At 67.1% G+C, this 13,355-nt stretch carries 11 protein-coding genes; 10 read left to right on the top strand and 1 reads right to left on the bottom strand.

The annotated features are described in order from the left end of the window. Positions 1–17: 17 nt before the first annotated feature. The 5 genes from DIE13_RS14210 (at position 18) to DIE13_RS14190 (ending at position 6,261) form a co-directional block, all read left to right on the top strand. Positions 18–905, top strand: coding sequence for an SPOR domain-containing protein (locus DIE13_RS14210; RefSeq protein WP_124827792.1), 888 nt, complete (start codon positions 18–20; stop codon positions 903–905). Positions 906–974: 69 nt separating this feature from the next. Continuing rightward, positions 975–1,616: a thiol:disulfide interchange protein DsbA/DsbL gene (locus DIE13_RS14205; protein WP_098550452.1), complete on the top strand. Its 642-nt coding sequence runs from the start codon at positions 975–977 to the stop codon at positions 1,614–1,616. Between the two features lie 19 nt (positions 1,617–1,635). After that, positions 1,636–2,409, top strand: coding sequence for an SDR family oxidoreductase (locus DIE13_RS14200; RefSeq protein WP_124827791.1), 774 nt, complete (start codon positions 1,636–1,638; stop codon positions 2,407–2,409). Positions 2,410–2,846: 437 nt separating this feature from the next. Next, positions 2,847–4,442, top strand: a complete 1,596-nt coding sequence (locus DIE13_RS14195; protein ID WP_124827790.1) for an ABC transporter substrate-binding protein — start codon at positions 2,847–2,849, stop codon at positions 4,440–4,442. A 190-nt stretch (positions 4,443–4,632) separates the two neighbouring features. Further along, entirely contained in the window at positions 4,633–6,261 is a 1,629-nt protein-coding gene (locus tag DIE13_RS14190) for an ABC-F family ATP-binding cassette domain-containing protein (protein ID WP_124827789.1), read from the top strand. A gap of 15 nt (positions 6,262–6,276) precedes the next feature. On the opposite strand, the gene DIE13_RS14185 is transcribed toward DIE13_RS14190, so the two are convergent. After that, positions 6,277–7,356 carry an MBL fold metallo-hydrolase gene (locus tag DIE13_RS14185; protein ID WP_124827788.1) on the bottom strand — a complete coding sequence of 360 codons (1,080 nt, stop codon included), beginning with the start codon at positions 7,354–7,356 and terminating at the stop codon, positions 6,277–6,279. Positions 7,357–7,671: 315 nt separating this feature from the next. Here DIE13_RS14185 and aceK point away from each other — a divergent pair, with 315 nt between their 5' ends. The 5 genes from aceK (at position 7,672) to DIE13_RS14155 (ending at position 12,971) form a co-directional block, all read left to right on the top strand. After that, complete coding sequence (gene aceK, locus DIE13_RS14175; RefSeq protein ID WP_124827787.1) at positions 7,672–9,489, top strand: bifunctional isocitrate dehydrogenase kinase/phosphatase; 1,818 nt, start codon at positions 7,672–7,674, stop codon at positions 9,487–9,489. Between the two features lie 57 nt (positions 9,490–9,546). Continuing rightward, entirely contained in the window at positions 9,547–10,314 is a 768-nt protein-coding gene (gene can, locus DIE13_RS14170; protein WP_124827786.1) for a carbonate dehydratase, read from the top strand. 123 nt (positions 10,315–10,437) lie between these two features. Next, positions 10,438–11,115: an SDR family oxidoreductase gene (locus DIE13_RS14165; RefSeq protein ID WP_124827785.1), complete on the top strand. Its 678-nt coding sequence runs from the start codon at positions 10,438–10,440 to the stop codon at positions 11,113–11,115. 39 nt (positions 11,116–11,154) lie between these two features. Continuing rightward, positions 11,155–11,592 carry a YchJ family protein gene (locus DIE13_RS14160; protein ID WP_124827784.1) on the top strand — a complete coding sequence of 146 codons (438 nt, stop codon included), beginning with the start codon at positions 11,155–11,157 and terminating at the stop codon, positions 11,590–11,592. A gap of 107 nt (positions 11,593–11,699) precedes the next feature. After that, positions 11,700–12,971 carry a dienelactone hydrolase family protein gene (locus DIE13_RS14155; protein WP_124827783.1) on the top strand — a complete coding sequence of 424 codons (1,272 nt, stop codon included), beginning with the start codon at positions 11,700–11,702 and terminating at the stop codon, positions 12,969–12,971. Positions 12,972–13,355: the final 384 nt, after the last annotated feature.

The following is a 13,355-nucleotide window of genomic DNA, read 5'->3' as shown; positions in this document are numbered from 1 at the left end:
TGCAGGTGACTCAAGCAATGGCACAACCACGCCGAACTTCGAAGCAATCGAAACAAGCCGGAGGGACATTTCTTGGAATCGTGCTGGGCCTGATCGTCGGCCTCGCAATCGCAGTGGTCGTGGCGCTCTATATCACGCGTTCGCCGTCGCCGTTCGTGTCGAAGGTCGCGCCGCCGCCGGCCGACAACGGCGCGAGCCAGCCGCAGCAGTTCGACCCGAACCGCGCACTGCAGGGCAAGACGCCCGGCCAGCCGGTGCCGCAGGCCGCGCAGCCCGCGCCGCCGAACACCGCGCCCGGCCAGGCCGCGAACCAGACCCAGGGCGGCCTGCTGCCCGAACCGCAGATCGTCGAAGTGCCGCCGTCGGGCAACTCGAACGGCTCCAGCGGCTCGAACAGCACGAGCGCGTCGAACAATGCGTCGTCGGGTAACGGCGTCGCCGTCGCGCCGAAGCCGGCCGACAACACGCCGCCGCCGAAGAAGACGCAGCAGGCGCAGCAACAACAGCAGCAGCAAGGCGGCGAGGACGATCTCGCACGCTTCGCGGCGCAGAAGCAGGCGCAACAGGCCGCTGCGCAGAAACAGCAACAAGCCGCCAACACGGCGAAGCCGACGTCGTCCACGACGGCCGCCGCCGCAGCGAAGCCGCCGACCGCGGCCGACGCGAACACAGGCTACTTCCTGCAGGTCGGCGCGTATAAAACGGAAGGCGACGCCGAGCAGCAGCGTGCGCGCCTGGGCTTCCAGGGTTTCGAGTCGAAGGTGTCGAAGCGCGATGTCAGCGGCGTGACCTATTTCCGCGTGCGCGTCGGCCCGTTCTCGAAATTCGAGGATATGAACTCGGCCCGTCAGCGCCTGTCCGACGCAGGTGTCGACACGGCGGTGATCCGCTTCACGAAGCAGTAAGCAGCCGGCCGCGCCCGCGCAGAACCCGTTACGTTCCGTAACCCGAGCAACTGATTCGACGTTCACAACATGAAAAAACTGCTTAGCACGCTTCTTCTGTCCCTGGGCCTGGCCGCTGCCGGCTTCGCCCAGGCTTCGCCCGCCGCCCCCGTTTCCGGCAAGGACTTCGAGGTGATGAAGTCGCCGCAGCCGGTGTCCGCGCCGGCTGGCAAGGTCGAGGTGATCGAGTTCTTCTGGTACGGCTGCCCGCACTGCTACGAATTCGAGCCGACGATCGAGGCCTGGGTGAAGAAGCAGGGCAACAACATCGACTTCAAGCGTGTGCCGGTGGCATTCCGCGACGATTTCATCCCGCACTCGAAGCTGTACTACGCGGTGTCCGCGCTCGGCATCTCGGAGAAGGTCACGCCGGCGATCTTCAACGCGATCCACAAGCAGAAGAACTACCTGCTGACGCCGCAGGCGCAGGCCGACTTCCTCGCAACGCAAGGCGTCGACAAGAAGCAGTTCATGGACGCCTACAACTCGTTCAGCGTGCAGGGCGAGGTGAAGCAATCGGCCGAACTGCTGAAGAACTACGCGATCGACGGCGTGCCGACGGTCGTCGTCCAGGGCAAGTACAAGACGGGCCCGGCTTACACGAACAGCATCCCGGGCACCGCACAAGTGCTCGACTATCTCGTGAAGCAGGTTCAGGACAAGAAGCTCTGATCCCCGCCCGCGCGCCGGCATGACTACTCCGCTGAAGGTCTTCATCACCGGCGCGTCGAGCGGCCTCGGCCTCGCGATGGCCGAGGAATACGCCCGCCAGGGCGCCACACTCGCCCTCGTCGCGCGCCGCACCGATGCACTCGATGCATTCGCGCGGCGCTTCCCGACGCTGTCCATCTCCGTCTATTCCGCCGACGTGCGCGACGCCGATGCGCTCGCCACGGCTGCCGCGTCGTTCAGCGCCGCGCACGGCTGCCCCGACGTCGTGATCGCGAACGCGGGCATCAGCCAGGGCGCCGTCACGGGCCAGGGCGATCTCGCCGCGTTCCGCGACGTGATGGACATCAACTACTACGGAATGGTCGCGACGTTCGAGCCGTTCGTCGGCCCGATGACGGCCGCGCGGCACGGCACGCTGGTCGGCGTCGCAAGTGTCGCCGGCGTGCGCGGCCTGCCCGGCTCCGGCGCGTACAGCGCGTCGAAATCGGCCGCGATCAAGTATCTCGAGGCGCTGCGCGTCGAGCTGCGCCCGGCCGGCGTCGGCGTCGTGACGATCGCGCCCGGCTACATCCGCACGCCGATGACCGCGCACAACCCGTACCGGATGCCGTTCCTGATGGACGCCGACCGCTTCGCCGCCCGCGCCGCGCGTGCGATCGCACGGCAGCATGCGTTTCGCGTGATTCCGTGGCAGATGGGCGTCGTCGCGAAGGTGCTGCACGTGCTGCCGCGCTGGCTCTACGACCGCCTGTTCGAGAAGGCACCGCGCAAGCCGAAGGCCGGCGCACACTGAACGCGCCAAGCGCACCGGGCATCCGGTGCGCCGTTGTCGGCACCGGGCCGGACTCGGCCGCGCCGTCGTGCCATGCCTACGCAGCGCGCTGCCGCCTTCCGGCCGTACGCAATCGTCGCGCGATGATGCGGCGATCGCGGCGATTTTCGCCGGCCCCGCGTCGATCCCGCCTGTCTCCACTGATGTCTACCGCGTTGGCCCATCGGCCGGCGCTCACCGCCCCGCCGCGCCCGCATCCACCGCCATCCCGCCGCCCCAGCACGCATTCCGCCGCGAACGCAGCCGTTTCTCGGTCAATTCACCGCGTTCCGACGCCTTTTTCCACGCGTCGCGCGCTTTGACGGTATGCTATTCGCCAGCCGCGCCGGCCCCGCTCGCTTCCGGCCGCGCCCGCATCCCGTCACCCAGCAAAAAACACAAGCCACGTGGGAGATCCTATGCACGTCAAGTTGTTCGCCGCGGCCGCGGTCGCCGCCGCTCTCGCCACTCCCGGCCTCGCCGCCGCGAAGCCGCTCACCGTCTGCACGGAATCGAGCCCGGACGGCTTCGACGTCGTGCAGTACAACTCGCTCGTCACGACCAACGCATCGGCCGACGTGATCTTCAACACGCTCGTGTCGTACGACGAAGCCGCGAAGAAGGTCGTGCCCGCGCTCGCCGACAAATGGGACGCCAGCGCCGACGGCCTGACGTACACGTTCCACCTGCGCCCGAACGTTGCCTTCCAGACCACCGACTACTTCAAGCCGAGCCGCCCGCTGAACGCGGACGACGTGGTGTTCACGTTCTCGCGGATGCTCGACGATTCGAACCCGTGGCACAAGGTCGCCGGCGCGAGCGGCTTCCCGCACGCGCAGTCGATGGGCCTCGTGAAGCTGGTGAAGTCGGTCACGAAGGTCGACGACAACACGGTGAAGTTCGTGCTGAACGAGCCGAACGCGACGTTCGTGCCGATCCTGACGATGGGCTTCGCATCGATCTACTCGTCCGAATACGCCGACCAGCTGCTGAAGGCCGGCAAGCAGGCCGACTTGAACGCGAAACCGATCGGCACGGGCCCGTTCGTGCTCAAGAGCTACACGAAGGACGCGCTGATCCGTTACGACGTGAACCCGACCTACTGGGGCGCCAAGCCGAAGGTCGACCGGCTGATCTACGCGATCACGCCCGACGCGTCGGTGCGCATGCAGAAGGTGAAGGCCGGCGAATGCCAGATCGCGCTGTCGCCGAAACCGCAGGACGTGCTCGCCGCGAAGGGCGAAAGCGCGCTGAAGGTCGTGCAGACGCCCGCGTTCATGACCGCGTTCGTCGCGCTGAACACGCAGAAGAAGCCGCTCGACAACGAGAAAGTGCGCGAAGCGCTGAACCTCGCATTCGATCGCACGACCTACCTGAAGGTCGTGTTCGACAACACGGCGACGCCCGCGAACAACCCGTATCCGCCGAACACGTGGAGCTACGCGAAGGACATCGCGCCGTATTCGTACGATCCCGCGAAGGCAAGGCAGCTGCTCGCGCAGGCAGGCTTCCCGAACGGCTTCTCGACGACGATCTGGACGCGTCCGACCGGCAGCGTGCTGAACCCGAACCCGAAGGCCGGCGCGGAACTGCTGCAGGCCGACCTCGCGAAGATCGGCGTGAAGGCCGAAGTGAAGGTGATCGAGTGGGGCGAACTGATCAAGCAGGCGAAGCTCGGCCAGCATGACATGCTGTTCATGGGCTGGGCCGGCGACAATGGCGATCCGGACAACTACCTGTCGCCGCTGTTCAGCTGCAATGCGGTGAAATCGGGCATCAACTTCGCGCGCTTCTGCGATGCGCAGCTCGACAAGCTGATCGCCGACGGCAAGTCGACGGCCGATCAGGCGAAGCGCGCGAAGCTGTACGAAACGGCGCAAAAGATCATCCACGACCAGGCCCTGTGGATTCCGCTCGGCTACCCGACGGCGGCGGCGCTCACGCGCTCGAACGTGAGCGGCTATCACGTCAGCCCGTTCGGCCGCCAGAACTTCACGACGGTCTCCGTGCAGTAACCACGCGTGGCGCGCAAGCGACGGCGGCATCGCCGTTCGCTTGCGGCTCGCGCGCCGCGCTTGCTACACTGCGCGCTCATTCCTCATACCGGACGCCAGTCAAAGTGAACAACTAAGCCTTCCCAAAAATGTTTTCGCCGCCGTGCCAAGCACGCCGCGCGAAGGGTTTCATGCATTTTCGGAGGTGCTTATGGCTGCTGCCACGCCGGCTGGCGCGCTCGTCGCGTTTCATCACGTTTCCTTCCGCTTCGACGACGGCTTCACGCTGTTCGATTCGCTCGACCTCGCCATCGACCGCACGCCGACGGGCATCGTCGGGCGCAACGGCGTCGGCAAGAGCCTGCTCGCGCAATTGATCGCGGGCCGGCGCACACCGCACGCGGGCACGATCGAACGGCACACGCTGGTCGCCTGCGTCGCGCAGCAGCACGACGACGCGCCGAACGACACGCGAACCGTCGCCGAAATCGCCGCGCTCGATGCACCGCTCGCCGCCCTCGCCCGCGTCGCGGACGGCCACGCGGACGCGCCCGACTTCGACCTGATCGGCGCGCGCTGGGATCTGGCCGAGCGGCTGCGCGCGGCGCTCGACGCAGCCGGCCTGCCGGACGTGCGTGCCGATACGCGCGCTCGGACGCTGAGCGGCGGCCAGCGCGCGCGCGTCGCGCTGATCGGTGCGCTGCTGTCGGACGCCGGGCTGCTGGTGCTCGACGAACCGACCAACCATCTCGACGCACCGGGCCGTGCGTGGCTGCGCGCAGCGCTCGACGGCTGGCGCGGCGGCGTCGTCATCGTCAGCCATGACCGCGCGCTGCTCGCGCACGTGCGGCGCATCGTCGAGCTGACGCCGCACGGCGCGCGCGCGTATGGCGGCAACTACGCGCTGTATCGTGCGCAGCGCGACGCGGAACAGGGTGCCGCGCAGGCCGCGCTCGAGCATGCCCGTACGGAGCGCGGACGCGTGAGGCGCCGGCTAGAACGGGAGCACGACACGATCCAGCGCCACGCGGCCGGTTCGCTGCGCGATGCGAAGACGGCCAACCTGTCATCGGGCGCACGTCAGAGCCGCAAGGGTGCGGCGCGCAACATCATGGGTCAGGTCCGGCGTCATCAGAACGACTTCAAGGCGACGCTCGACGAACGCGTACAGGAGGCCGCCGCGCGCGTCGAAGCCGATGCGCCGGTGCTCGTGTCGTTGCCTGGCACCGAGGTCAGCGCACGCCGTCGGCTGTTCACGCTCGATCGAGCGCAATTGCCGTGGTGCGCAGACGCGATCACGTGGTCGGCCAGCGGCCCGGTTCGCATCGCGCTGACGGGCCCGAACGGCTGCGGAAAATCGACGCTGCTGCGGATGCTCGCCGGCGAACTCGCGCCGCGTTCGGGCACCTGCACGACGCACGTGAGCGCCGCGTATCTCGACCAGCGACTCGCGCTGCTCGATCCCGAGCGCTCGATCGTCGAGCAGTTGGGACGCCTCGATACGTCGCTCGCCGAAGGCGACCTGCGCAGCCGGCTCGCGCTGCTGCAGCTCGACGGCGCCCGCGCGACTCAGCCGGCGCAGCGCCTGAGCGGCGGCGAACGGCTGAAGGCCGCGCTCGCGTGTGCGTTGTGGCGCGGTACGCCGGCGCAGATGCTGCTGCTAGACGAGCCGACCAATCACCTCGATCTCGAATCGGTGCGCGCGATCGAAGCCGCACTGGCAGGCTTTCCCGGCGCAATCGTGGCCGCGTCGCACGACGCCGCGTTTCTCGCGGCGCTCGAGCCGACGCACACGATGCAATGGCAGCGCGACGGGTGGCGTTACGAACCCGTCGCGTGACGTGACGCCGCGCGCTCAGCGCGCGGTGCGAAAACGCAGCACGCCGTCGTCGCCCTGCTCGCGCACGAGTTCGCCCGTAAGCCACAGCAGGTTCAGGTGGGCGAGCGCTTCGCCGAGCGCGAACGTCATCTGGTGGATGTCGAGCTCGCGGCGGCGGAACATGATCGGCACGATGTCGGCCGCGCTCGCCGGCTTCTCCGCGCACGCGGCCCGCACTTCGTCGAGCCGCGCGTCGTGGTGGGCGCGCAGTTGCGCGATGCGCGTGCGCACGCCGCGGAACGGCTTGCCGTGCGACGGCAGCACGAGCGTGTCGGGCGCCATCGTCTCGTAGCGGCCGAGCGACTCCAGATACAGCGCGAGCGGGTTCGCCTCCGGTTCGAGATCGAACACGGACACGTTCGTCGAGATGCGCGGCAGCACCATGTCGCCGGAGATCAGCACGCCGTCCGCTTCGCTGTGGAGTGCGCAATGCTCGGGCGAATGGCCGTAGCCGGTGACGACGCACCACGTGCGTGCGCCGATCTTCACCGTATCGCCTTCGCGCAGGCGCCGGTAGCGCGGCGGCACGGCCGGCACGAGATCCGAGTAGTAGCTGCGGCGGCTGCGCAGCTTGTCGAGCGCGGCGGAATCGGTCAGCCCGTGACGCGCGAAGTGATCGGCCGCGGCCGCGCCGCCCGCGTTCGAGCCGTTGCCGGCCGCCATCAGGCAGCCGAACATGTATTCGCCGAGCGTCATCCACAGCCGCACATTCCAGCGGCCCTTGTCGCCGCCCTCGCACAGCCAGTTCGCGAGACCGAAGTGATCGGGGTGGCAGTGCGTGACCAGCACGCGCAGCACCGGCAGCCCGTCGAGATGCCGGTCGAAGATCTGTTCCCAGTGCGTGCGGATCGCGTCCGACGAGATCCCGCAGTCGACGACGGTCCAGCCGGCCTGCCCGTCGATCTCGTCGCGCAGCAGCCAGAGATTGATGTGGTCGAGCGAGAACGGCAGCGGCATGCGCAGCCAGCGCACGCCGGGCGCGACCTCGAACGTGTCGCCCGCGGCAGGCAGCGTGTCGGCGAAGGGATAGTCGAGTTGGTGTTCCAGGGCATTCATCGGTGGGGCGTCTCGTCGTTATCGTTGCAGTACGGTTGCCGATGCGGATGCGAAAGCGCCGCCGCGGGCATCGCGTCGATTCTATCGCCGTCGCGCGAAACGCGTGCCCGGCACGCGCTCGCCGGGCAAAAAAAGTTCGTGCCAGAATCGGTTCCGTACCCGTATCTTTACGCGAAGATGCACCGAACGGCACTCAACGGCGAATAACCTGCACATTGACGACGCTCGATACCGCACCGCGAAAGTCATTGAATCGCCGACTTGGGCGCTAAAATGGCGACTGCTTACAGCCCCTCTTGAACGAGCCTGCACGCAATGAATCACTTCCCCAAGCTGCTGTCGTCGCAGATCGGTTTCGACGTCGCCCAGACGATGCTCGAATACTTCGACCGCCACTACCGGATCTTCCGGGAGGCTGCCGTCGAAGCGAAGACCCTATACGAGCGCACCGACTGGCACGGACTGCAGCGGCTAGCGCGCGAGCGGATCACGTCGTACGACGATCGCGTGAAGGAATGCGTCGAGGTGCTGCAGGACGAATACGACGCGGAAGACATCGACGACGAGGTGTGGCAGCAGATCAAGCTGCACTACATCGGCCTGCTCACGTCGCACCGGCAGCCCGAATGCGCGGAAACGTTCTTCAATTCGGTGTGCTGCAAGATCCTGCATCGCTCGTATTTCAGCAACGATTTCATCTTCGTGCGGCCCGCGATCTCGACCGAATATCTCGAGAACGACGAGCCGGCCGCGAAGCCGACCTATCGCGCGTACTACCCGGCCACCGACGGGCTCGCGGCCACGCTCGAGCGCATCGTCACGAACTTCCAGCTGGAGCCGCCGTTCGAGGATCTCGCGCGCGACATCGGCTGCGTGATGCAGGCGATCACCGACGAATTCGGCCAGTTCGAAGAAGCGCCGAATTTCCAGATCCACGTGCTGTCGTCGCTGTTCTTCCGCAACAAGAGCGCGTACATCGTCGGCCGCATCATCAATGCCGATCGCGTGCTGCCGTTCGCGGTGCCGATCCGTCACGTGCGGCCGGGCGTGCTCGCGCTCGACACCGTGCTGCTGCGCCGCGACCAGCTGCAGATCATCTTCAGCTTCTCGCACTCGTATTTCCTCGTCGACATGGGCGTGCCGTCCGCGTATGTGGATTTCCTCTGCACGATCATGCCGGGCAAGCCGAAGGCCGAGATCTACACGTCGGTCGGGCTGCAGAAGCAGGGCAAGAACCTGTTCTACCGCGACCTGCTGCACCATCTGTCGCACTCGAGCGACCGCTTCATCATCGCGCCCGGGATCAAGGGCCTCGTGATGCTCGTGTTCACGCTGCCGTCGTTCCCGTACGTGTTCAAGATCATCAAGGATCACTTCCCGCCCCCGAAGGAAACGACGCGCGCGCAGATCATGGAGAAGTACCAGCTCGTGAAGCGCCACGACCGCCTCGGGCGGATGGCCGACACGCTCGAATATTCGAGCGTCGCCCTGCCGATCGCGCGGCTCGACCATGCGCTCGTGCGCGAACTGGAGAAGGAAGTGCCGTCGCTGCTCGAATACGAGGACGGCAACCTCGTGATCAGGCACCTGTACATCGAACGCCGGATGACGCCGCTGAACCTGTTCCTGCAGAACGGCACCGATGCGGACATCGAGCACGGCGTGAAGGAGTACGGCAACGCGGTGAAGGAATTGATGAAGGCCAACATCTTCCCCGGCGACATGCTGTACAAGAATTTCGGCGTCACGCGCCACGGCCGCGTCGTGTTCTACGACTACGACGAAATCGAATACCTGACCGACTGCAACGTGCGGCGCGTGCCGCCGCCGCGCAATGAAGAAGACGAGCTGTCCGGCGAACCGTGGTATACCGTCGGCCCGCACGACATCTTTCCGGAAACCTACGGACCGTTCCTGCTGGGCGACCCGCGCGTGCGCTCGGTGTTCATGAAGCATCACGCGGACTTTTTCGAACCCGCGCTGTGGCAGGCAAGCAAGGACAAGCTGCTGCAGGGCGAGCTGCCCGACTTTTACCCGTACGACGTGTCGATGCGCTTTCGCGTGCGCTATCCCGCACGCTTCGACGCGACGGATGCCCATGACGGGGAAGGCGACGCGCAGCGCGCCGCCTGACGCCCGAGCACCTCGAACCCGTTATCGACCCGATTTCCGCCAACGGAATCCACTCCGATGAATACCCAAGACAATCCGCTTTCACACCTGTTCGACAACAACGACGCCTGGGTCAAACGCCAGCTCGCCGAGGATCCGGATTTCTTCGCGCGCCTGGCCGACCAGCAAGCGCCGGAATATCTGTGGATCGGCTGCTCGGATTCGCGCGTGCCCGCGAACCAGATCATCGGCCTGCCGCCGGGCGAAGTGTTCGTTCACCGTAACATTGCGAACGTCGTCGTGCACAGCGACCTGAACTGCCTGTCGGTGATCCAGTTCGCGGTCGACATCCTGCGCGTGAAGCACATCATGGTCGTCGGCCACTACGGCTGCTCGGGCGTGAACGCGGCGCTGCACAACCGGCGCGTCGGCCTCGCCGACAACTGGCTGCACCACGTGCAGGACGTGCGCGAGCGTCACGCGGCGCTGCTCGACGAATGGCCGGTCGGCGAAGCGCGCTATCGCCGCCTGATCGAGCTGAACTCGATCGAACAGGTCGTCAACGTGTGCCGCACGACGATCGTCAACGACGCGTGGGCGCGCGGCCAGTCGCTCACCGTGCACGGGCTCGTGTACGGCGTGCACGACGGGCGCATGCGCAACCTCGGGATGGCCGTATCGAGCTTCGAAGCGCTCGATACGACCTACCGGCGCTGCGTCGCGGCGCTCACCGCGCGCGGCCAGCATGCACCCGACAACGACATGGTTGCCGCGGACGCGGCACGGCTCGACGGCGTCGCACAGGCGGTCGCCGATACGCTGAAGCCGTGTGGCGACGCGAAGTAAGCGGCGCGGACGCCGCTTCCGGCAGTCAAGGCCGCATGCCCGGGCGCGGCGATCCCCGCGGGCACGAACTGATCTGACACCGGCACCGCCGCCTCGGCGGTGCAACGAAAAGGAGCGGCGAACATGAAAACCGTACTGATCGTCGGCGCATCGCGCGGCTTGGGGCGCGAATTCGTCCGGCAATACCGGCGCGACGGCTGGAACGTGATCGCCACCGCGCGCGACGACGCGTCGCTCGCCGCGCTGCGCGAGCTCGGCGCGCACGCGCATGCGCTCGACATCGCTCAGCCCGAGCAGATCGCAGCGCTCGGCTGGAAGCTCGACGGCGAACGGCTCGACGCGGCGGTGGTCGTGTCCGGCGTCTACGGGCCGCGCACCGAAGGCGTCGAAACGATCGCCTCCGAGGATTTCGACGCGGTCATGCATACGAACGTGCGCGGGCCGATGCAGTTGCTGCCGATCCTGCTGCCGCTCGTCGAGGACGCGCGCGGCGTGCTGGCGGTCATGTCGAGCCGGATGGGCAGCATCGCCGAGGCGACCGGCACGACCGGCTGGCTGTATCGCGCGAGCAAGGCCGCGCTGAACGACGTGCTGCGCATCGCGTCGCTGCAGACGCGCCACGCCGCGTGCATCTCGCTGCATCCCGGCTGGGTGCGCACCGACATGGGCGGCTCGCAGGCCGCGATCGATCCGGAAACGAGCGTCACCGGCATGCGCCGCGTGATCGCCGAAGCCGGCGCGGACATCTCGCAGGCCAACGGCCGATTCTTCCAGTACGACGGCGTCGAGCTGAGCTGGTAAGCCGGACTCACAACCCTGCGTCGTTAATTCACGATTCGCATGACTTCGAACCGACCTGACGCGTGCCCGTGCGGCGGCGCGTCCCCCGCTGCCGCCGGCAAAGCGCCGGCCCCGCGTTATGCGGCCTGCTGCGGCCGCTTCATCGACGGCGGCGAAGCCGCACCCACCGCGCTCGAATTGATGCGTTCGCGGTACAGCGCGTACGTGCTCGGCGCAACCGACTACCTGCGCGCGACCTGGGCCGCGCGCACCTGCCCGGCCGATCTCGATGCCGACCCCGATGCGCCCGACGCCCCGCGCTGGCTCGGTCTCGCCGTCAAGCGTCATGCGCCGCTCGACGAACGGCACGCGGAGGTCGAATTCGTGGCCCGCTACAAGATCGGCGGGCGTGCATACCGGCTTCACGAAACCAGCCGTTTCGAGCGCGACGAGCACGGTTTCTGGCGCTATGTCGACGGTGAAGTAAGTGAACGCTGACAAATAGTTGCCATGTCAGACGCCGGGTAATTCCCGCATTGCACAACCCGAATTTGTCGGGCTACGATGACCTTCGAATTGGTCATGTTGCATGGCAGGGCTTACGAATGGCGTTCAGCAAGGTATTGGTGGGATGGATGGCGGCCTGCGCGCTGTCGGCCGCTCAGGCCGGTACGCTGCCGAACGCAAATGGCGACACATCCGCGGCAAACGGATCGCTCGCCCATGCCGAGCGTTTCGACTACGGCGATTCGGGTCTCCCGCAGGTCGCCGCGAACCTCAACGAGCAGATCATCAGCATTCCGGCCGATGCGTCGGGCTCCGTGATGCTCGAGGCCACGCTGTTCAAGCCGAACGGCCCCGGCCCGTTCCCGCTCGTCGTCTTCAACCACGGCAAGAACACCGGCGATCTGCATCTGCAGCCGCGCAGCCGTCCGGTCGCGTTCGCGCGCGAATTCGTGCGCCGCGGCTATGCGGTCATCGCGCCGAACCGCCAGGGCTTCGCCGGTTCGGGCGGCACGTACCAGCAGGAAGGCTGCAACGTCGAGAAGAACGGCCTCGCACAGGCCGCCGACGTCGCCGCGACGATCCGCTACATGTCTCGCCAGTCGTACATCGACCCGTCGCGCATCGTCGTCGCGGGCACGTCGCACGGCGGCCTCGTGTCGGTCGCGTACGGCACCGAAGCGGCGCCCGGCGTGCGCGGCATCATCAACTTCTCCGGCGGGCTGCGCCAGGATCTCTGCGACGGCTGGCAGCGCAATCTCGTCGACGCGTTCGACCAGTACGGCGCGCATACGGCCGTGCGTTCGCTGTGGCTGTACGGCGACAACGATTCGGTGTGGACGCCGGCGCTCGTCGCGCAGATGCACGACGCGTACGTGTCGCACGGCACGCAGGCGCAATTCATCGATTACGGCCGCTACAAGGACGATGCGCACCGGCTGATCGTCGATCGCGACGGCGTGCCCGTGTGGTGGCCGGCCGTGCATGCGTTCCTCGCCGAGCTGAACCTGCCGACGTCGGTGCGCTACGCGGTCGCCAACCCGCACGAGCCGAATGCGACCGGCTACGCGTCGATCGATGCCGTCGACGCGGTGCCGTTCCTCGACGAGGCCGGCCGCGAAGGCTATCGTCACTTCCTGAGCCAGCATCCGAGCCGCGCGTTCGCGGTGTCGGCCGAAGGCGCCTGGTCGTGGGCCGAAGGCGGCGACGACCCGATGGCGCTCGCGCTCGACAACTGCACGAAGCAGGGTGCGGGCGCATGCCGGCTGTATGCGGTCAACGAGCGCGTCGTGTGGAACGCGACGCAGACGGCCGACAACGGCGCCGGCAACCCACAGCACGACGCCGATACGCGCGCGCTGGCTTCGCGCTGATACGGGACGCGCGACGCGCCGCCAGTGCGCGTCTTTTCAGCGTCCGCCGCCCCTTCCCCGTTTCGCGAACGCTCGCGTCCAACCCGCGACGACGTTCGCGCGCGCCCGGTGTCACGTGAACCGCCCACGCCCCTCCTGCGGCGACTTGCGCGGGCCGGCCTCATCGCCTTTCCCGAACGGCTGAGGCGCCCGATTCAGCACACCATGCGTCCATCGCAGCACGCATGCCGCCCGGCTTCGCGCCCTTTTTCACTTCCCGCCCTTTTTTTTCACGACCGGGCGCCCGCCTGCCCCACGATTTTTTTCTGTCGGGGGGTGTCACTCGAACGTCGTCATCTGCGGTCATTTCGGGGCATCTGGCGCGTACCGTTCCGAGCGGCCCCG

Origin of the sequence: Burkholderia sp. Bp9016 (assembly GCF_003857765.1) — a bacterium.
Classification (GTDB): Bacteria; Pseudomonadota; Gammaproteobacteria; order Burkholderiales; family Burkholderiaceae; genus Burkholderia.
This window is presented reverse-complemented; position numbering and strand designations above follow the sequence as displayed.